The following is a 20253-nucleotide window of genomic DNA, read 5'->3' on the forward strand; positions in this document are numbered from 1 at the left end:
GACATGCACCAAGGCTAACAACCATGGCCTGACAGGAATGGCACGTTGCAACAAATGTAGGAGCGGATTTATCCGCGATGCGCCGCGCGGGCGGCCCTCGATTTGCGCACCACCACAAGACCCAAGACAGGCACGTGCCCGCCCTGCCCCACTTCTCCGGCAAGGACCGCGAACGCACACCGCAGCTCCTGGCCACAGTGGTTCGACGCTCAGCCAGCGCGCCGCCTCAGCCCGCAGCCAACGCCTCGAACCCAGCCCGAATCCTAGCCTCGGGCAGTTCATCGGCGATGAACACCATCACGCTTTCGCGCGCCTCGCCCTCGGCCCACTCGGCGTCCCAGTCGAAGCCGTAGAGCTTGAGCACGCCCTGGAACACCAGGCGACGCGCTTCGCCGGCGATGTTGAGCACGCCCTTGTAGCGCAGCAGTTGCTTGCCGTGGGTTTCCAGCAGGTCGTTCATGAAGTCGCTGAGGCGGTCGATGTCGAGCGGGGTCTCGGTACGCAGTACCAGGGTCGAGATGCGATCCGGCGTCGCGGGCTTGAGCAGCGGGCGCAGGGTCGGCTTGAGGTTCGCGCCCAGGTCCGGGTTGAGGTTGAAACCGCGTACATCGAGCAGCTCGGCCAGTTCGATACGGCCGTGCTCGACCACACGGATGCTCGCTCGGCCATTGATGCGCGCCAGACGCGCCTGCAGCGCCTCCACCGCCGCCGGCTCGACCAGGTCGGTCTTGCTCAGCAGCAGGCGATCGGCAAAGCCGACCTGGGCCTGGGCGATGGCCTGGGTCAGGTGCAGCTCGGCGTGGGCGGCATCGACCAGGGTGATGATGCCGTCAAGGATGTAGCGATCGCGTAGCTCCTCTTCGATGAAGAAGGTCTGCGCCACCGGCGCCGGGTCGGCCAGGCCCGTGCACTCGATCACCAGGCGGTCGAAGGCGATCTCGCCGGCATCCAGGCGTTCGAGCAGCAGGTACAGCGCGCGGGTCAGGTCGCCATGGATGCTGCAGCACACGCAGCCGTTGGCCAGGGTCATCACCTGCACCGGCTCGTCGCCCAGCAGCTGGCTGTCGATGCCGGCTTCGCTGAATTCGTTCTCGATCACGGCGATTTTCAGGCCGTGCTCGGCCTTGAGCATGTACTTGAGTAGCGTGGTCTTGCCGGCTCCCAGGAAGCCAGTGAGCACGGTTACGGGAATAGGCGTCTGCACGCAGAACATCTCCTGTGCAGTGAAAAAGGGGGCGTGTGAACTGTAGGAGCGGCCTTGTGTCGCGAAAGGGCTGCGTAGCGGCCCCACCTTTCAGCTTCGCCGCAGATATTGCCGGGGCCGCTTTGCGGCCCTTTCGCGACACAAGGCCGCTCCTACAAGGCCCACACTAGCCGATCAGGCTAGCGCAGGCTCAACAACACTTCGGCCCGGACTTGCCACCGTAACGCGCTTCCTGGCGTTCGCGGAAGAACGCCTCGTAGCTCATCACCGGCTTGTCCGGGTGCTTGGTCTGCATGTGTTCGACATAGTTGTCGTAGTCGGGCATGCCGACCATCAGGCGGGCTGCCTGCCCCAGGTACTTACCCAGTCGACCCAGGTCGTTGAACATCGCAGCAGTCCTCTTCAAGCGTCAGGCAGGGCCTGGAACGGGGTTTCCTTGTCGGTGCGCTCTTTGCGGCCGAGGGCGGCGTAGCCAACCTTGACGGCGAAGAACAGCACGCTGAACACCACGATCAGGAACAGCACGGTCAGGCCGGCGTTGGTGTAGGCGTTGAAGATCACATGCTGCATCTGACCGATGTCCTTGGCTGGGGCCAAGACCTGGCCGGCGTCCAGCGCAGTGCTGTACTTCTTGGCCAAGGCCAGGAAGCCAACGGCCGGGTTCGGGTCGAACAGCTTGATCAGGCCCGCAGTGGTGGTGCAGATCAGCAGCCACACAGCCGGCAGCAAGGTGACCCAGACGTAGCGCTGGCGCTTCATCTTGATCAGCACCACGGTGCCGAGCATCAGGGCGATACCCGCCAGCATCTGGTTGGAGATGCCGAACAGCGGCCACAGGGTGTTGATGCCGCCCAGCGGGTCGATCACGCCCTGGTACAGCAGGTAGCCCCACAGGGCCACGCAGCCGGCAGTGCCGATCAGGTTGGCGGTCCACGACTCGGTGCGCTTCAGGGCTGGCACGAAGCTGCCCAGCAGGTCCTGCAGCATGAAGCGGCCGGCACGGGTACCGGCGTCCACTGCGGTGAGAATGAACAGTGCTTCGAACAGGATCGCGAAGTGGTACCAGAAGGCCATGGTGTTTTCACCCGGCAGCACCTGGTGGAGGATCTGCGCGATACCCACCGCCAGGGTCGGCGCACCGCCGGCACGGGCCAGGATGGTGTGTTCGCCGATGTCACGGGCGACCGCCTCCAGTTGCTCAGGGGTGATCAAGAAGCCCCAGCTGCTGACCGTTTGCGCCACCGAAGCGACGTCGGCGCCGACCACGGCAGCCGGGCTGTTCATGGCGAAGTACACGCCCGGCTCGATCACCGACGCGGCGACCATGGCCATGATGGCGACGAACGACTCCATCAGCATGCCGCCGTAGCCGATGTAACGGGCGTTGGTTTCGTTATCCAGCAGTTTCGGCGTGGTCCCCGAGGAGATCAGCGCGTGGAAGCCGGACACCGCACCGCAGGCGATGGTGATGAACAGGAACGGGAACAGGGTGCCCTTCCATACCGGTCCGGTGCCGTCGGTGAACTGGGTCAGCGCCGGCATTTTCAGCTCAGGCATAGTCACCAGGATGCCGATGGCCAGGGCAATGATGGTACCGATCTTGAGGAAGGTCGACAGGTAGTCACGCGGCGCCAGCACCAGCCACACCGGCAGTACGGCGGCAACGAAGCCATAGCCCACCAGCATCCAGGTGATCTGCACGCCGGTGAAGGTGAAGGCCGGGCCCCAGACCGGATCGGCGGCAATCTGGCCCCCCAGCCAGATCGACCCCAGCAGCAGCAGCACGCCGACCACCGAGATCTCGCCGATGCGGCCCGGGCGGATGTAGCGCATGTAGATGCCCATGAACATCGCGATCGGGATGGTCGCCATCACCGTGAACATGCCCCACGGGCTCTCGGCCAGGGCCTTGACCACGATCAGCGCCAGCACCGCAAGGATGATGATCATGATCAGGAAGCAGCCAAACAGGGCGATGGTCCCCGGGATGCGGCCCATCTCCTCGCGCACCATGTCGCCTAGCGAGCGGCCGTTGCGGCGGGTGGACAGGAACAGGACCATGAAGTCCTGTACCGCACCGGCCAGCACCACGCCGGCGATCAGCCACAGCGTGCCGGGCAGGTAGCCCATTTGCGCGGCGAGTACCGGGCCGACCAGCGGGCCGGCGCCGGCGATGGCGGCGAAGTGGTGACCGAAAAGAATGTGTTTGTTGGTCGGGACGTAGTCCAGGCCGTCGTTGTTGAGCACCGCGGGGGTGGCTCGGCGTGGGTCCAGTTGCATCACCTTGGTGGCGATGAACAGGCTGTAGTAGCGATAGGCGACCAGGTAGATGGCAACCGACGCGACCACGATCCACAAGGCATTGATTGCCTCGCCGCGACGCAGGGCAACCACACCCAGCGCGCAGGCCCCTATGACTGCCAGCGCCAACCACGGAATGTGGCGTAGCAGGCTATTATTGTTGTTCATGGTTTAGTTCCAGCTGGTGGATTGGAAAAGACCGCCCATCGAGTCTAGGGCGAGTCATCGCGCATTGCCACACTTGCTTGGGTCTAGAGCCTCTGCGTCCAGATTGCGGTACCTGATGCACATAACCACTAACTATAGTCAGGATGTGTCACCCGAGGACCCGCCCATGAGCGATCACGACGAACGCAGGCGCTTCCAGCGCATCGACTTCGACGCCCCCACCGAACTGCGCCAGGGCGATCGCCGCTGGCCGGTAAAATTGCTCGACCTGTCGCTAAAAGGCCTGCTGATCGAGTGCCCCAAGCCCTGGGATGCCGACCTGACCCAGGATTTCGATGCGATCATCCACCTCGACCGCGACGTTCGCGTGCAGATGCAGGTGGAATTGCGCCATGAAGAGCCCACGCGGCTGGGCTTCGTCTGCCTCTACATCGACATCGATTCGATGTGTCATTTGCACCGTCTTGTGGAATTGAACGTGGCCGACAGCACCGAAATGATGCGGGAACTGCGCGAACTCATCGAATAATGGAATCTCTTAGCTAGCTAATAGCTTTCCCTCCTTGTGTTTCTTGTCTACCCAGACAGCTTTAAGCCTGGGTAGCAGCACTTTGTACACACCCCTCTAGCACAGCATTTGACGACTTGGTACGCGATCTGCATTGCCTCTCGGCACGCACTGCCTGGTCGCCTGTACGCGCTCCAATCAAAATATTGTATACAATTCTTGTGGCAATCATTTGTAGGAAGTGTCTACAGTAGCGGCACAACAATAAACAGCGAGCCTGCTCAATGACTACGTCCCCTAGCACGTCTCCCGCCAAACGCCCCGAGGATGAAAACCTCGGGCTTGGCGCCAACCTGGCTTATGGTCTGCAACACGTACTGACCATGTATGGCGGGATCGTCGCGGTACCCCTGATCCTCGGGCAGGCTGCAGGCCTGAACGGTGCCGAAATTGGCATGCTGATCGCCGCCTCGCTGTTTGCCGGTGGCCTGGCCACGCTGTTGCAGACGCTGGGTCTGCCGTGGTTCGGTTGCCAGTTGCCGTTGGTACAAGGCGTGTCGTTCGCAGGCGTTGCGACCATGGGTGCGATTCTCAGCAGCGAGGGCGGTGGTGGCCTGCCTGGCGTGCTGGGCGCAGTGATGGCCGCCTCGCTGATCGGCTTTTTGATCACTCCGGTGTTCTCGCGCATCACCAAGTTCTTCCCGCCGCTGGTGACCGGCATCGTCATCACCACCATCGGCCTGACCCTGATGCCCGTGGCCGCACGCTGGGTGATGGGCGGCAACAGTGCCTCGCCAGAGTTCGGCAGCATGGCCAACATCGGCCTGGCGGGGTTGACCTTCGCCATCGTGCTGCTGCTGAGCAAACTGGGCAGCGCAACCATCTCGCGGCTGTCGATTCTGCTGGCCATGGTGATCGGTACGCTGATCGCCTGGGCACTGGGCATGACCGACTTCAGCAAGGTCGCCGAAGGCCCGATGTTCGCCTTCCCCACGCCGTTCCACTTCGGCATGCCGACCTTCCACATCGCGGCGATCCTGTCGATGTGCATCGTGATCATGGTGACGTTGGTGGAAACCTCGGCCGACATTCTCGCCGTGGGTGAGATCATCGAAACCAAGGTCGATTCCAAGCGTCTGGGCAATGGCCTGCGCGCCGACATGGCATCGAGCATCCTGGCGCCGATCTTCGGCTCCTTCACCCAGAGCGCCTTCGCCCAGAACGTCGGCCTGGTGGCCGTGACCGGGGTCAAGAGCCGCTATGTGGTGGCCACCGGTGGTGTGATCCTGGTGGTGCTCGGCCTGCTGCCGGTAATGGGCCGGGTGATTGCCGCGGTCCCCACCCCGGTACTGGGCGGCGCAGGCATCGTGCTGTTCGGCACCGTGGCTGCCAGTGGCATCCGCACCCTGTCGAAGGTCAACTACAAGAACAACGTCAACCTGATCATCGTCGCCGCCTCGCTGGGCTTCGGCATGATCCCGATTGCCGCGCCGACCTTCTACCACCACTTCCCGAACTGGTTCGAGACCATCTTCCACTCCGGTATCAGCTCGGCGGCGATCATGGCCATCCTGCTGAACCTGATCTTCAACCACTTCACCGCCGGCAACTCGGACCAGCAGTCGGTGTTCGCCGCAGGCTACGAGCGCACCATCCAGTACTCGGACATTTCGTCGCTGCGTGATGGCGACTATTTCAAGGATGGCAAGCTGTTCGATGCCGAGGGCAACGAGGTGCCCGTGATGGAGATGGACGAGCAAGGCAACGCAACGCCCAGGCGCAGTGCGGTCGCCGAGCATTGACCGCTGACTGAGCGGTTACGCGGGGGAGCCGATGCGCATCGTCGGCTCCCCTTTTTGTTTGTCTGCACTGGCCTCTTCGCGGGACAAGCCCGCTCCCACAGGAACTTCACATCTTTCAGGGACTGTGGTGCCCCTGTGGGAGCGGGCTTGTCCCGCGAAGAGGCCGGTACTGAAAACCAGTCACTCGAACAAGGCATCCAACGCCTGTTCCAGCCGGGTCACGGCAATCACCTGCAACCCCGCCGGCGGTTCTTTCGGCGCATTGCCCTTGGGCACGATGGCCCGCTTGAAGCCATGCTTGGCCGCTTCCTTCAATCGCTCCTGCCCACTCGGCACCGGTCGCACCTCACCAGACAAGCCAATCTCACCGAACACCAGCAGCCCATGGGCCAACGGCCGGTTGCGCAAGCTGGACATCACGGCCGCCAGCAAGGCCAGGTCGGACGCGGTCTCCAGCACTTTCACTCCGCCTACCACGTTGAGAAACACATCCTGGTCATGGGTGGGAATCCCGCCATGCCGGTGCAGCACGGCCAGCAGCATGGCCAGGCGGTTCTGGTCCAGACCTAAGGTGACCCGCCGCGGGTTGGCCAGGTGGCTGTCATCCACCAACGCCTGCACTTCCACCAGCATCGGCCGGGTGCCTTCCCAGGTGGCCATGACCACGCTACCGGGCACTTCTTCCTGGGCACGGTTGAGGAAGATCGCCGAAGGGTTGGAAACCTCCTTCAGCCCGCGGTCGGTCATGCCGAACACGCCCAGTTCGTTGACCGCACCGAAGCGGTTCTTCACCGCCCGCAACAGGCGCAGGCGGCCATCGGACTCGCCTTCGAAATACAGCACGGTATCGACCATGTGCTCCAGCACCCGCGGGCCGGCCAGCGAGCCTTCCTTGGTGACGTGGCCGACCAGGAAGATCGCCGTGCCGCTCTGCTTGGCATAACGCACCAGCAACGCTGTGCTCTCGCGCACCTGGGCCACGCCACCGGGCGCCGACTGCAGCTGCTCGGTGAAGATGGTCTGGATCGAGTCGATGACCATGACCCGCGGCTTCTCCAGCCGCGCCGTGGCGATGATGGTTTCGATACAGGTTTCGGTCATCACCTTGAGCTGATCCTGCGGCAGGCCCAGGCGCCGTGAACGCATGGCCACCTGCTGCTGCGACTCTTCACCGGTGACGTACAAGGCCGGCATGCCCACGGCGATGTTGCACAGGGTCTGCAGCAGGATGGTTGACTTGCCGATGCCGGGGTCGCCACCGATCAGCACCACCGAGCCATCGACCAGGCCCCCGCCGAGCACGCGGTCCAACTCGGTACTGCTGGTGGTAAAACGGGGAATTTCCTCGACGCTGACTTCGGCCAAGGTCTTGATCTGCGCCTGCTGCCCGGTCCACCCGGCACGCCCGCTGGGCGCGGCGGCACCGGCGCTTTCGATCATGGTTTCGACCAGGGTGTTCCAGGCCCCGCATTCGCCGCACTGGCCGGCCCATTTGGGGAAGGTCGCGCCGCATTCGGTGCAGCCATACAAGCGCTTGGCCTTGGCCATGGGCAGGTTCTCCTGGAAAAAACCGCCATGATAGCCGACACAGACGTGTCTCGAACGCGTCGGAAGGCGACAAAACTATTCGTTCTAAGCGCAGTCACTACCCCTGAAGATCACGCATGAAGCGTTTTAGTGGCTTACACTGCGATAACCTCACCATTTGTTACAAAGGAATCGAACATGGGCATGATCAGTGAGTTCAAGGCCTTCGCGGTCAAAGGAAACGTCGTCGACATGGCGGTTGGTATCATCATCGGCGCGGCCTTCGGCAAGATTGTCTCCTCCTTCGTCGGTGACGTGGTCATGCCACCCCTGGGGCTGCTGATCGGTGGCGTGGACTTCAGTGACCTGGCCATTACCTTGAAGGCAGCCGAAGGCGATGTGCCCGCCGTGGTGGTGGCCTATGGCAAGTTCATCCAGACAATCATCGACTTCCTGATCGTGGCGTTTGCCATCTTCATGGGGGTGAAAGCGATCAACAAGCTCAAGCGTGAGGAGGCCGTGGCGCCCAGCGTGCCGCCTGCGCCGACCCCGCAGGAAACACTGCTGACCGAAATTCGCGACCTGCTCAAGTCGCAGAACCAGAACCGGTTGCCCTGACGTGACGGGGGGCGCCTCGCGCCCCCAGTATCACCAGTAGTTTTCGACCGCCACCTGTCCTGGGCGCTTGCTCAGGCTCAGTTGCAAGTCGCGCGCCTTGAGCACCTTGCGCGTGTCGTCGATCATCTCGGGGTTACCGCAGAGCATGATCCGCGAATGCTCGGGCGACAGCTCCAGCCCCGCCGCTTTCTCCAGCTCGCCATTCTCGATCAGGGTGGTGATCCGCGCGCTCAAGGCGCCGGGGTGAGCTTCACGCGTCACCACCGGGATGAACTGCAGCTTGCCGGCAAACTCGGCCAGGTAGTCGCGTTGCTCAAGCCCGGCGATGTCATCCACATACGCGAGCTCCTTCGCCTCGCGCACCGAATACACCAGCTTGATGTTGTCGAAGCGCTCCCAGGCCTCGAAGTCCTGCAGGATCGACATGAACGGCGCAATGCCGGTGCCGGTCGCCAACAGCCACAGGTCACGCCCGCCCACGAAGCGATCGAGGGTCAGGAAGCCGAACGCCTGGCGGTCGATCAGCAGTGTGTCGCCCTCGCCCAGGCGGCTCAGTTCGCTGGTGAACTCACCGCCCGGCACGACGATGGAGAAGAAATCGAGAAACTCGTCATGGGGTGCGCTGACCATGGAGTAGGCGCGCCAGACCACACTGCCATCCGCCTTGGTCACACCCAGCCGAGCGAACTGACCGGAACGAAAACGGAAGCCCGGGTCGCGGGTGACCCGCAGGCTGAACAGATTGGGCGTCAACGGCTGGACGTCGAGCAGGGTCTGGCGGGTGAACTTGTCGGCGCTGGCGGTCATGTGGGGCTCCAAGAAATGCATGCGCCAAGTGTCGCGCAAAGCGGCCAGGATAAAAACCGCTGGAGTGTAAGGTCACAGAAAGTCGAACGTACGGTTTTCACAAAAACCGTGCGCTCTATAACAAAAAAACCCAACGCAATAGTCGGGCTTTTTCTACAATTGGCCGGTGTACAAAAAGTTTGGATCCTACCAGCGAGGGAGCGACAGATGCTTCTCTGGAATCACGAGCATCTCCATCAGTTGATGAGTGAACGTGCACCGCAGCGAATGTTCGACCTGGCAGTGCAGCTTGCACAGGGCCTAGACATGACATTCCTGGGCCTCAAGCTGCGCCTGCAACTCGCCGCTCAATCACCCAAGGTGTTTCTCTACAGCAACTATCCGCAGGAATGGATCGAGCGCTACCAGCTCGATGAATTCTACAAACTGGATTCGGCGGCCAATTGTAGCCATACCTCGACCATGCCTGTGCTGTGGACCGACGACCTGTACCGCGAGGCCCCACAATTTCGTGAGCTAGCCTGCGAGCACGGTTTGCGTCACGGCTGGACCCAATCGGTGCACGACCTGCAGCACAATGAAAGCCAGATCAGCATTGCCAGACCGCTGGGTGAAGTCAGCACAGCCGAACTCTACGACAAGGCCGGCAAAGTGCAGTGGTTGTGCCACACCTTGCACGCGGTCATCAGTGAACATCACCTGAACAAGTTATGCTCTCCCCTGCCAAAGATGACCGAGCGCGAACTGGAAGTACTGAAATGGTCCGCAGCGGGCAAGACCGCCGCCGATGTCGCCTGCATCCTGTCCCTGTCGCAAAGCACGGTGAACTTCCATATCCGTAGCGTCATCACCAAGACCAATGCCTCCAACAAGGCGGGCGCCATCGCCATCGCCGCCCTGCGCGGGCTGATCTGACAGCCATTTCTGCGACCTTGCGCAAAGCCCTGTAGAATCGCGTACCCAAACCCGTGGCGATCCGCCGACGGGCAGATCCGTACCCGAGCCAGACGCCATGCCCCTGTTGACCACCCCCTACGCCGAACTCGACCTGATCCGCCAGCCGGACCAGGCCAACGACCCTCTGCAGGCTTTCGATGCCGCCGACGAGTACCTGCTCGAGCAGTTGCATGCGCAAGCGCCGGGGGCGGCGAGCCGGGTGCTGGTGCTCAACGACAGCTTTGGCGCCCTGGCCGCCAGCCTTGAAGGCCACCTGCCGGTGGTCAGCAGTGGCGACTCGCACCTGGCCCGCATGGCCCTGGAGAAGAACCTTGCGCGCAACGGCAAGGCGTTCGACAGCGTGCCGTTCGTACCGGCCAGCGAACACTGGCAAGGCCCCTTCGATCGGGTTCTGGTTCGCGTGCCCAAGACCCTGGCCCTGCTCGAAGAGCAGCTGATCCGCCTGCAAGGCCACCTGGCGCCTGGTGCGCAGGTGATTGCCGGGGCCATGATCAAGCACTTGCCACGGGCCGCAGGCGATCTGCTGGAGAAGTACATCGGCCCGGTCCAGGCCTCACTGGCGCTGAAAAAGGCACGCCTGCTGACCGCTACGCTGGCCGAACGACCGGCCGCCGTCTCGCCCTACCCGAGCCGCTACCGCCTCGATTCGCCGGCGCTGGAACTGGTCAACCACGCCAACGTGTTCTGCCGTGATGGCCTGGACATCGGCACCCGCGCCTTCCTCCCGCACCTGCCGCGAGACCTGGGCAATGCCCGCGTCGCGGACCTGGGTTGCGGCAATGGTGTGCTGGCCATCGCCAGTGCCCTGCTCAACCCGCAGGCCCACTACACCCTGGTGGACGAGTCGTACATGGCTGTGCAATCGGCGCAGGAAAACTGGCAGGCCGCGCTGGGTGAGCGGGAGGTGACGGTGCTGGCGGGCGATGGTCTGGCGGGGGTGGAGAAGCAGTCGCTGGACGTGGTGCTGTGTAACCCGCCGTTCCACCAGCAGCAGGTGGTCGGCGACTTCCTCGCCTGGCGCATGTTCCAACAGGCGCGTGAAGCGCTGGTGGTGGGCGGTGCGCTGTATATCGTCGGTAACCGTCACCTGGGCTACCACAGCAAGCTGGCGCGGCTGTTCCGCGGGGTGGAGCAGGTGGCGGCGACGCCGAAGTTCGTGATTCTCAAAGCCCGCAAGTAGGTTCTGGGGCTGCTTTGCAGCCCTTTCGCGACACAAGGCCGCTCCTACAGGGGATCGTGTAACCTCTGTAGGAGCGGCCTTGTGTCGCGAAAGGGGCGCAAAGCGCCCCCGGCTATATCAATGGGTAGTCAACCCAGCCGCTCCCATGAACAGCCGCATCACATAGGCCGCCACACCCAGGGCCGCCACGCTCATCGCCCAGATCAGCAGCAGCCAACCCAGTCGCTGCCACAGCGGTTTCTTCTCATCCAGGCCATGTTTGCCAGTCATCATGTGCCCTCCTCTAGTGATAGCCGTCTTCGTGGGTGACCTTGCCGCGGAACACGTAGTAGCTCCAGAAGGTATACCCAAGGATGAACGGCAGGATGAACAAGGTGCCCACCAGCATGAAGCCCTGGCTCTGCGGCGGTGCGGCCGCATCCCAGATCGAGATCGACGGTGGAATGATGTTCGGCCACAGGCTGATGCCCAAACCACTGTAGCCAAGGAAGATCAGCACCAGGGTCAGCAGGAACGGCGTGTAATGGGCATTGCGCGCCACCGCCTTGAGCAGGCCGTAGAAAGTCACCAGCACCAGGATCGGCACCGGCATGAACCAGATCAGGTTAGGCATGCTGAACCAGCGATCGGCGATCTGCGGGTAGGCGATCGGCGTCCACAGGCTGACGATGCCGATCACCACCAGCAGCACCAGGGCCAATGGCTTGGCCAGGTCATGCATCTGCTGCTGCAACGGCCCTTCGGTCTTCATGATCAACCAGGTGCAGCCCAACAGGGTGTAGGCCACGATCAGCCCCAGCCCGCTGAACAGGCTGAACGGCGTCAGCCAGTCGAGCGTGCCACCGGCGAAGTGGCGGTCCACCACCTTGAAGCCCTCGATGAACGCGCCCAGGGCAACACCCTGGAAGAAGGTCGCGATCAGCGAACCCCAAATGAACGCCTTGTTCCAGATATGGCGCTTGTGGGCCTTGGCCTTGAACCGGAACTCGAACGCCACACCGCGGAAGATCAGGCCGATCAGCATGAGGATCAACGGCAGGTACAGCGCTTCGAGCACCACCGAGTAGGCCATCGGGAAGGCGCCGAACAGGCCGGCACCCCCGAGGATCAGCCAGGTTTCGTTGCCGTCCCACACGGGAGCGACGGTGTTCATCATTACATCGCGGTCCTGCTCGCCCTTGACGAAGGGGAACAGCATGCCGATGCCTAGGTCGAAGCCATCCATCACGACGTACATCATGACGCCGAAGATGATGATCACGGCCCAGATCAGCGGAAGGTCGATACCCATGACTCAGTTCTCCTTGCTCAGGCTGGGGGCCTTGGACTCGTGGCCATCATCGGCGGCAGACAACGGCCGTGCCGGTGTGCGTTTCTGGCCGGGGCCGCCTGGCGTGTGCTCATCGCCCTCACCGGTTTTCGGCCCTTTGCGCACCAGGCGCATCATGTAGCCAAGGCCGGTCCCGAACAGGGCGAAGTACACCACCACGAACGCCACCAAGGTGAAGCCGAGCTGGACGTAGCTATGGTTGGAAACCCCCTCTGAAGTGCGCATCAGCCCGTACACCACCCAGGGCTGGCGGCCCACTTCGGTGGTGAACCAGCCGGCCAGGATGGCCACCAGGCCCGATGGCCCCATCCACAGGGTCAGGTACAGGAACGGACGCGAGCTGTACAAGGTGCCGCGCTTGCGCAGCCACAGGCTCCAGAGGCCGACGAAGATCATCAGCATGCCCAGCCCGACCATGACCCTGAACGACCAGAACACGATGGTCGAGTTGGGCCGGTCCTCAGGCGGGAATTCCTTCATCGCCGGCACCTGCTGGTCCAGGCTGTGGGTGAGGATCAGGCTGCCAAGCGCCGGAATCTCCAGCTTGAAGTGCGTGGTTTCGGCCTTCATGTCGGGGATGCCGAACAGGATCAGCGGGGTGGGCTCGCCGGGCATGTTCTCCCAGTGGCCTTCGATCGCGGCGATCTTAACCGGCTGGTGCTTGAGGGTGTTGAGGCCGTGGAAGTCACCGATCACGGCCTGGACCGGGGCGACGATCAGGGCCATCCACATGGCCATCGACAGCATCTTGCGAATCGCCGGGTTGTCACGCCCGCGCAGCAGGTGCCAGGCAGCCGACGCACCGACGAAGAAGGCCGTGGCGACGAACGCGGCAGTGGCCATGTGCATCAGGCGGTAGGGGAACGACGGGTTGAAGATCACCGCCAGCCAATCCACCGGGATCACGCGGCCGTCGATGATTTCGTGACCCTGCGGAGTCTGCATCCAGCTGTTGGAGGCCAGGATCCAGAAGGTCGACACCAGCGTACCCAGCGCCACCATCAGCGTGGCGAAGAAGTGCAGGCCGCGGCCTACGCGATTCCAGCCGAACAGCATGACGCCGAGGAAACCGGCTTCGAGGAAGAAGGCAGTCAGTACTTCATAGGTGAGCAACGGCCCGGTGACGGCACCGGCGAAGTCGGAGAAGCGACTCCAGTTGGTGCCGAACTGATAGGCCATGACCAGGCCAGAGACCACGCCCATGCCGAAGTTGACGGCAAAGATCTTCGACCAGAAGTGATAGAGGTCACGGTAGACCTGGTTGTGGCTCCTCAGCCAAAGGCCTTCGAGGACTGCCAGATAGCTCGCCAAGCCAATGGTGATGGCTGGGAACAAGATGTGAAAGGACACGGTAAATGCAAACTGGATTCGGGCGAGATCTAGGGCCTCTAAACCGAACATAGTGCTTCCTCTTCAGATAATCCGGCGTCCGGGCGTATGGCCCTGGCGCCTACTGCCCCCACGTGTATCGAGTGCGGCGCGTTGGAATTGTTCTGTGCAATCGCAGGGAATCGGGCCCGAAGGCCAATCGTTAGATTTGGAACGATTGATCCAGATCAACGATTGCTAGGAAGCATAGTCCCGAATGGCCCGCTGGGACGTGTGGTTGATTGCCGCGTGACCCGTTGCCCCACCCCCTGTTACAACGCCTGAAAAAGTGCCGATCCCGGCAAACAGTAACGGTTTGTTACAAGCAGATGATACGCTGCCGAGCCCTCTACTGCGCCGAGGCCAGGGTTTCCGATGTCCGATTCCACACCGCCGTTGTTGCGCCAGCACCGCCCCTTCATGGCCTTCTGGCTGGCCCGCGTGTTCACCGCCAGCGGCTTCCAGATGCTCACCGTGGCGATTGGCTGGCACCTCTACCAACTGACCGGCAATGTGCTGGATCTGGGCTTGGTCGGTCTGGTCGAATTCGCCCCTCGGGTGCTGTTCATGCTGCACACCGGGCATGTCGCCGACCGCTATGACCGGCGCAAGGTAGCGGCCCTCTGCCAGACCCTGCAGGGTCTGATCGCGCTGGTGCTGGCGGTGGGCAGCGCCACCGACAACGTCAGCCGCGAGCTGATCTTTGGCCTGGCCTTCCTGCTCGGCGCGACCCGTTCGTTCGAGATGCCGGCGACCCAGGCACTGCTGCCCAATGTGGTGCCGCCGGGGCTGTTCCCACGGGCCGTGGCGGCCTCGGCTTCGGCGACCCAGGCAGCCACCATCGTCGCCCCGGCGGTGGGCGGTTTCCTGTATGCCTTCGGCAGTATCTGGGTGTATGGCCCGACCGTGGCGCTGTACGCCATTGCCTGTGTGCTGATGCTGAGCCTGGACTCGCGCCAGCAAGTGCCCCAGCGTGGCCGCGCCAGCCTGGAGTCGCTGTTGGCCGGGATCCGCTTCATCCGCAGCCGGCCGGACATTCTCGGGGCGATTTCCCTCGACCTGTTCGCCGTGCTGCTGGGGGGCGCCACTGCGCTGCTGCCGGTGTTCGCCAAGGACATCCTGCTCACCGGCCCCTGGGGCCTGGGCCTGTTGCGCTCGGCACCGGCGGTGGGGGCATTGCTGATGTCGTTGTGGCTGGCGCGCTTCCCGGTCGAACGCAAGGTAGGCCGTACCATGTTCACCGCGGTCGGGGTGTTCGGCGTGGCGACCATCGGGTTTGGGCTGTCGACCTCGTTCTGGTTCTCGCTGGCGGTACTGGTGGTGCTGGGCGCGGCGGACATGATCAGCATGGTGATCCGCGGTGCCTTCGTGCAGTTGGAGACGCCGGATGAGATGCGGGGGCGGGTCAGCGCGGTGAATGGGTTGTTCATCGGGGCTTCGAACCAGCTCGGCGAGTTCGAGTCCGGGGTCACGGCGCACTGGTTCGGGACCGTGCCGGCGGTGGTGCTGGGGGGTGTGGGCACGCTGGTGGTGACGGGGGTGTGGATAAAACTGTTTCCGAGCCTGGCCAGGCGGGACCGGTTGCACAATGGCTGATGCGGTGTATTCGCTGGCCTCTTCGCGGGACAAGCCCGCTCCCACAGGTACAGCGCAGTTTTCAAGAACAGCGCTGTACCTGTGGGAGCGGAGCGGGCTTGTCCCGCGAAAGGGCCTGTATTGATTCACGCAATGCCGCCTCCCCAACGGCCATAGGCCCCCGCCATCCATGCTGGTATGATGCGCGGCTTTTTTCCTCCCCACACAAAACCACGGCAACCGGTACGGTCTGTGCTTTGCTGATGGGGTCGATACATTCACGGCGCCGGGGGCGCCTTGGGGAGCGGGCATGCTGGAAAGGCTGTTTCAACTAAGAGCACACAACACCAATGTGCGCACCGAGATTCTTGCGGGCGTCACTACCTTCCTGGCCATGGCCTACATCCTGTTCGTCAACCCGAGCATCCTCGGCGAGACCGGCATGGACAAAGGTGCGATCTTCGTCGCCACCTGCCTGGCCGCGGCCATCGGCTCGACAACCATGGGCCTGATCGCCAACTACCCGATCGCCCTGGCGCCGGGCATGGGCCTGAACGCCTTCTTCACCTATACGGTGGTCCTGCACATGGGCCACACCTGGCAGGTGGCGCTGGGCGCGGTGTTCCTGTCGGCGGTGATGTTCTTCCTGCTGTCGATCTTCCGCATCCGCGAATGGATCGTGAACAGCATCCCGCTGCCCTTGCGCTCGGCCATCGCGGCCGGTATCGGCCTGTTCCTGGCGCTGATCGCCCTGCATAACGCGGGTATCGTCGTCGATAACCCGGCCACCCTGGTGGGCCTGGGCGACCTCAAGCAGCCGGCACCGATCCTCGCCACCCTGGGCTTCTTCCTGATCGTCGGCCTCGAGTCGCTGAAAGTACGCGGTGCGGTGCTGATCGGCATCCTCGCCGTCACTGTCGCCTCGATCGCGATGGGCGTGACGCCGTTCGGCGGCATCGTCTCCATGCCGCCATCGCTGGCCCCGACCTTCCTCCAGCTGGACATCGCCGGTGCCCTGGACGTGGGCCTGGTGAGCGTGATCTTCGCCTTCCTGTTCGTCGACCTGTTCGACAACTCCGGCACCCTGATCGGCGTGGCCAAGCGCGCCGGCCTGATGGGCAAGGACGGTCACATGCCGAAAATGGGCCGTGCCCTGATCGCCGACAGCACCGCGGCCATGGCCGGCTCGCTGCTGGGCACCTCGACCACCACCAGCTACATCGAGTCGGCCGCAGGCGTAAGCGCCGGTGGCCGCACCGGCCTGACCGCCATCGTGGTCGCCGCGCTGTTCCTGCTGGCGCTGTTCTTCGCCCCGCTGGCCGGTAGCGTGCCGGCCTTCGCCACCGCCCCGGCGCTGCTGTTCGTCGCGGTGCTGATGGCCTCGGGCCTGGCCGAAATAAACTGGGACGACGTCACCGAGGCCGCGCCTGTGGTGGTGACTGCCCTGGCCATGCCGCTGACCTATTCGATCGCCAACGGCATCGCCTTCGGCTTCATTTCCTGGACTGCCGTCAAGCTGATCTCCGGCCGCCACCGCGACCTGAACCCGGCACTGGTGATCCTTTCCATCCTGTTCGTGATCAAGCTGGGCTGGTTCAACGCATGAGTGCCGTCTTCGACCCAAGCACCTACGATGCGCAATTGCAGGGCAAAGTGACCCGCCTGCGCGAGCTGCTGGCCCCCTTCGGTGCGCCGGAGCCGGCTGTTTTCGACTCGCCGCGCGAGCACTATCGCCTGCGCGCCGAGTTCCGCCTGTGGCGTGAAGACGGCCAGCGCCACTACGCGATGTTTGCCCCTGGCGAAAAACACAAGGCGATCCTGATCGACGATTTCCCGATCGCCAGCGAGCGCATCAACCACCTGATGCCGCGCCTGAAGGCGGCCTGGCAGGCCAGCGAGGAACTGAGCAATCGCCTGTTCCAGGTGGAGTTCCTCACCACCCTGGCCGGCGATGCGATGGTCACGATGTGCTACCACCGCCCGCTGGACGAAGCCTGGGAAGTGGCCGCGCGGCAGCTGGCCGAAGACCTGGGCGTCAGCCTGATCGGCCGTTCCAAGGGCAAGCGCCTGGTCATCGGCCGCGACTACGCCGTGGAGAAGCTCGATGTGGCCGGTCGGGTGTTCAGCTATCGCCAACCGGAAGGCGCGTTCACCCAGCCCAACGGCGCGGTCAACCAGAAGATGCTGAGCTGGGCGTTCGAGGCCATCGGCGATCGCGACGACGACCTGCTGGAGCTGTACTGCGGCAACGGCAACTTCACCCTGCCGCTGGCCACCCGCGTGCGCCAGGTGCTGGCCACCGAGATCAGCAAGACCTCGGTCAATGCCGCCCTGAGCAACCTCGACGAGAACGCGGTGGGCAACGTGCGCCTGGTGCGCCTGTCGGCCGAAGAGCTGACCCAGGCGCTGAACGAGGTTCGCCCGTTCCGCCGGCTGGAAGGCATCGACCTGAAGAGCTACGCATTCGGCACGGTATTCGTCGACCCGCCGCGTGCCGGCATGGACCCGGACACCTGCGAACTGACCCGCCGCTTCGAGCGTATCCTGTACATCTCGTGCAACCCCGAGACCCTGGCGCAGAACATCGCACAGCTGCAAGATACTCACCGAATCGAACGCTGCGCGCTGTTCGACCAGTTCCCTTACACCCATCACATGGAAAGCGGGGTGCTGCTGGTTCGGCGCTGATCCGTGTTGCCGTGGGGCCTCGATGGCCCCATTGCACGCGGCCAGGAGAATTGATGGACCTGTTCAGTGCCATGCAAACCTTCCGCCGGGTCGTCGACCTCGGCAGCTTCAGCGCCGCCGCCAACCAGGCGGGCGTGTCGCACACCGTACTGTCCCGCCAGGTAAAACACCTGGAACGCCACCTCGGCACGCAACTGCTCACCCGCACTACCCGCCGCCTGCACCTCACCGAAGCCGGTGCGCTGTTCTATCGCCACTGCGTGCAGATCCTCGAACAGATGCAGGCCATGACTCTGGAACTGTCCGAGCACCAGCAACAGCCCAGCGGCACGCTGCGCCTGGGCGTGGCCACGGCCTTTGGCGAGCTGGAACTGGGACGCTGGTTGCCAGACTTCATCGAGCGCCATCCGCTGCTGCAGATCGAACTCAACTGCAGCGATCGCTTCGTCGACCTGCTGGAGGAGGAAATCGATGTGTGCCTACGGGTCACCGACCACCTGCCGGACTCCAGCCTGGTGGCGCGCCGGCTGGCGAGCAGCGAGGTGCTACTGGTGGCAGCCCCGCGCTATGTCGAGCGCCACGGCATGCCCACTACGCCCGAGGAACTGGCCAATCATCCCCTGCTCGGCTACAGCCAGCTGCTGCACCCGCAGCGCCTGCAACTGACGGGTGCCGCCGGCGAACAGCGCGGCATCCTCATGCCTCGACGCCTGAGCGCAAACTCGCCGATGGCCCTGCGGGCTGCTGCCATCGGTGGGCTGGGCATCGCCAGCTTTGACCGGTTCATCGTGCACGATGCCCTGCAGGACGGGCGGCTGGTGCCGGTGCTGGAGAACTGGAAGCTGCCAGCGCGCAGCCTGTATGCGGTTTATCCACAGAGCCGCTATCTGGCGCCCAAAGTGCGTGCGTTGGTGGATTACGTGCAGGGGTACTACGCGCAACCCAGGTGGTGATTTGTGCTAAATCCGCACAGGTCATGGCTTACTTGGCACGTATTTGTGTGCCGCTTGTTTGATTAGCCTTCGTTGCACAGTCACTCAACGAAGGAGCTTCACCATGAAAGCAGTGCAGGCGATCATCGCGGCCTTGACGCTCGGCACCCTGGCCGTGGGCGTCAACGCGGCGGGAAACACCATCGCGGTCACCGACAGTGCGGCATTGAAGTGGCAGGACGTGCCCAATACCCAAGGCGCCGTCAGCTACGCCAATGTCGAAGGCGATATCTTCGGCAAGGGGCCTTACTCGGCCTACGTGAAATTCAGGAAGGGCACCGACAACGGGCTGCACCAGCATAGCCAGACATTGCCGACGGTGGTTCTGGGGGGGACCTTCTATGCGGTGATCGATGGCAAGCGCACCGAATTTCCCGCGGGTTCTTACTACAAGCTGCCAGCCGACCTGGTGCATGAAAGCGGTTGTACAGCGGCAGCTGATTGCCTGTTGTTCCAGTATCAGGGCGATGCTTTCGACCTGAAACCTGTGAAAGGCTGAGATCCTGGGGCTGCTTTGCAGCCCTTTCGCGACACAAGGCCGCTCCTACAGGCGACCGCGATCTCTGTAGGAGCGGCCTTGTGTCGCGAAAGGGCCGCAAAGCGGCCCCAGATTCCCGATCAGAAGTCGAAGAACACCGTCTCCCCTTCCCCCTGAATACGGATATCGAACCGATACGCCGTCTTCCCATCCACTTCGCAACGCTTGGCGATGAGCGTCTCACGCCGTTGCGGCTGCTCGATCAGATTCAGCACGGGGCATTTCGCATTGGCCTGTGCCTCGTCATCAAAATACAACCGCGTATGCAGGTGAATGTTGATACCCCGGGCAAACAGGCTGAGGTTGATGTGCGGCGCCATCGGCACACCCGCGGCATTCTTCACCACACCCGGCTTGACCGTATGCACGGTCCATTCGCCGGCATCGAAGGTCGTGGCGGTGCGGCCGAAGCTGTTGAAGGCGTTCTCCAGGTTGTAGGCATCCTGGTACTGGCCATCGGCATCGGCCTGCCAAATTTCCAGGAACGAATCGCGCACCAGATGGCCGTTGCCGTCATACACCTGGCCGATCAGCAGAATGTGCTCGCCCGGTGCGTCCGGCTTGGCCAGACGGTTCCAGATTTCCTGGTCACGGGTCGGGTTGCCGGCGGCCTCCAGGGCCAGGCCGATGTGCACGTAGGGGCCGGCAGTCTGCGAGGGGGTTTCCGGCAGCAGTTCGATTGGCATGGCG

At 63.2% G+C, this 20253-nt stretch carries 19 protein-coding genes; 10 read left to right on the forward strand and 9 right to left on the reverse strand.

What is annotated here, in order from left to right:
- Window positions 1–226: 226 nt before the first annotated feature.
- The 3 genes from yjiA to ACIPZG_RS26335 form a co-directional block, all read right to left on the reverse strand.
- Complete coding sequence (gene yjiA, locus ACIPZG_RS26325; RefSeq protein ID WP_400718362.1) at window positions 227–1204, reverse strand: GTPase; 978 nt, start codon at window positions 1202–1204, stop codon at window positions 227–229.
- A 190-nt stretch (window positions 1205–1394) separates the two neighbouring features.
- A complete protein-coding gene (locus tag ACIPZG_RS26330; protein WP_008094130.1) occupies window positions 1395–1592 on the reverse strand; it encodes a YbdD/YjiX family protein in 198 nt (65 codons plus the stop codon).
- 14 nt (window positions 1593–1606) lie between these two features.
- The gene (locus ACIPZG_RS26335) at window positions 1607–3673 is read right to left on the reverse strand and encodes a carbon starvation CstA family protein (RefSeq protein ID WP_400718365.1); all 2067 of its coding nucleotides are present in this window, start codon (window positions 3671–3673) and stop codon (window positions 1607–1609) included.
- A gap of 166 nt (window positions 3674–3839) precedes the next feature.
- On the opposite strand from ACIPZG_RS26335, the gene ACIPZG_RS26340 reads away from it, so the two are divergent.
- A complete protein-coding gene (locus ACIPZG_RS26340; protein WP_400640463.1) occupies window positions 3840–4202 on the forward strand; it encodes a PilZ domain-containing protein in 363 nt (120 codons plus the stop codon).
- Between the two features lie 263 nt (window positions 4203–4465).
- On the forward strand, window positions 4466–5983 hold the full coding sequence (locus tag ACIPZG_RS26345) for a nucleobase:cation symporter-2 family protein (protein WP_008094135.1): 1518 nt from the start codon (window positions 4466–4468) through the stop codon (window positions 5981–5983).
- A gap of 180 nt (window positions 5984–6163) precedes the next feature.
- On the opposite strand, the gene radA is transcribed toward ACIPZG_RS26345, so the two are convergent.
- Window positions 6164–7531, reverse strand: a complete 1368-nt coding sequence (radA, locus tag ACIPZG_RS26350; protein WP_008094137.1) for a DNA repair protein RadA — start codon at window positions 7529–7531, stop codon at window positions 6164–6166.
- A gap of 177 nt (window positions 7532–7708) precedes the next feature.
- On the opposite strand from radA, the gene mscL reads away from it, so the two are divergent.
- Window positions 7709–8128 (forward strand): large-conductance mechanosensitive channel protein MscL, encoded by a 420-nt coding sequence (gene mscL / locus ACIPZG_RS26355; protein ID WP_400718367.1) that lies wholly within the window; start codon window positions 7709–7711, stop codon window positions 8126–8128.
- A gap of 30 nt (window positions 8129–8158) precedes the next feature.
- Here mscL and ACIPZG_RS26360 read toward each other — a convergent pair whose 3' ends face one another.
- Window positions 8159–8935: a ferredoxin--NADP reductase gene (locus ACIPZG_RS26360; RefSeq protein ID WP_008094142.1), complete on the reverse strand. Its 777-nt coding sequence runs from the start codon at window positions 8933–8935 to the stop codon at window positions 8159–8161.
- A gap of 207 nt (window positions 8936–9142) precedes the next feature.
- Here ACIPZG_RS26360 and ACIPZG_RS26365 point away from each other — a divergent pair, with 207 nt between their 5' ends.
- Both ACIPZG_RS26365 and ACIPZG_RS26370 read left to right on the forward strand, forming a co-directional pair.
- On the forward strand, window positions 9143–9850 hold the full coding sequence (locus ACIPZG_RS26365) for an autoinducer binding domain-containing protein (RefSeq protein ID WP_400718369.1): 708 nt from the start codon (window positions 9143–9145) through the stop codon (window positions 9848–9850).
- Between the two features lie 97 nt (window positions 9851–9947).
- The gene (locus ACIPZG_RS26370; RefSeq protein ID WP_400718371.1) at window positions 9948–11072 is read left to right on the forward strand and encodes a methyltransferase; all 1125 of its coding nucleotides are present in this window, start codon (window positions 9948–9950) and stop codon (window positions 11070–11072) included.
- A 117-nt stretch (window positions 11073–11189) separates the two neighbouring features.
- Here the strand turns inward: ACIPZG_RS26370 and ACIPZG_RS26375 are convergent, their stop codons facing one another.
- Genes ACIPZG_RS26375 through ACIPZG_RS26385 form a run of 3 tightly spaced genes read right to left on the reverse strand, consistent with a single transcriptional unit; the run spans window position 11190 to window position 13803 of the window.
- Window positions 11190–11345, reverse strand: coding sequence for a DUF2474 domain-containing protein (locus tag ACIPZG_RS26375; protein ID WP_008094148.1), 156 nt, complete (start codon window positions 11343–11345; stop codon window positions 11190–11192).
- 10 nt (window positions 11346–11355) lie between these two features.
- The gene (gene cydB, locus ACIPZG_RS26380) at window positions 11356–12363 is read right to left on the reverse strand and encodes a cytochrome d ubiquinol oxidase subunit II (RefSeq protein ID WP_008094149.1); all 1008 of its coding nucleotides are present in this window, start codon (window positions 12361–12363) and stop codon (window positions 11356–11358) included.
- A gap of 3 nt (window positions 12364–12366) precedes the next feature.
- The gene (locus ACIPZG_RS26385) at window positions 12367–13803 is read right to left on the reverse strand and encodes a cytochrome ubiquinol oxidase subunit I (protein ID WP_400718373.1); all 1437 of its coding nucleotides are present in this window, start codon (window positions 13801–13803) and stop codon (window positions 12367–12369) included.
- 342 nt (window positions 13804–14145) lie between these two features.
- Between ACIPZG_RS26385 and ACIPZG_RS26390 the strand changes: the two genes are divergently transcribed.
- The 5 genes from ACIPZG_RS26390 to ACIPZG_RS26410 all read left to right on the forward strand — a co-directional run bounded on the left by ACIPZG_RS26390 (window position 14146) and on the right by ACIPZG_RS26410 (window position 19524).
- Window positions 14146–15366, forward strand: a complete 1221-nt coding sequence (locus tag ACIPZG_RS26390) for an MFS transporter (RefSeq protein ID WP_400718375.1) — start codon at window positions 14146–14148, stop codon at window positions 15364–15366.
- A gap of 289 nt (window positions 15367–15655) precedes the next feature.
- On the forward strand, window positions 15656–16951 hold the full coding sequence (locus tag ACIPZG_RS26395; RefSeq protein ID WP_008094156.1) for an NCS2 family permease: 1296 nt from the start codon (window positions 15656–15658) through the stop codon (window positions 16949–16951).
- A complete protein-coding gene (gene trmA, locus ACIPZG_RS26400; protein ID WP_400718377.1) occupies window positions 16948–18033 on the forward strand; it encodes a tRNA (uridine(54)-C5)-methyltransferase TrmA in 1086 nt (361 codons plus the stop codon). Before ACIPZG_RS26395 ends, trmA begins: the two co-directional genes overlap by 4 nt.
- A gap of 53 nt (window positions 18034–18086) precedes the next feature.
- The gene (locus ACIPZG_RS26405) at window positions 18087–18986 is read left to right on the forward strand and encodes a LysR family transcriptional regulator (protein ID WP_400718379.1); all 900 of its coding nucleotides are present in this window, start codon (window positions 18087–18089) and stop codon (window positions 18984–18986) included.
- A 103-nt stretch (window positions 18987–19089) separates the two neighbouring features.
- Window positions 19090–19524, forward strand: a complete 435-nt coding sequence (locus tag ACIPZG_RS26410) for a cupin domain-containing protein (protein WP_400718381.1) — start codon at window positions 19090–19092, stop codon at window positions 19522–19524.
- A gap of 119 nt (window positions 19525–19643) precedes the next feature.
- Here ACIPZG_RS26410 and pcaG read toward each other — a convergent pair whose 3' ends face one another.
- The gene (gene pcaG, locus ACIPZG_RS26415) at window positions 19644–20249 is read right to left on the reverse strand and encodes a protocatechuate 3,4-dioxygenase subunit alpha (protein ID WP_400640453.1); all 606 of its coding nucleotides are present in this window, start codon (window positions 20247–20249) and stop codon (window positions 19644–19646) included.
- Window positions 20250–20253 lie beyond the last annotated feature (4 nt).

Source organism: Pseudomonas sp. NPDC089395 (assembly GCF_044749525.1).
Taxonomy (GTDB): Bacteria; Pseudomonadota; Gammaproteobacteria; order Pseudomonadales; family Pseudomonadaceae; genus Aquipseudomonas.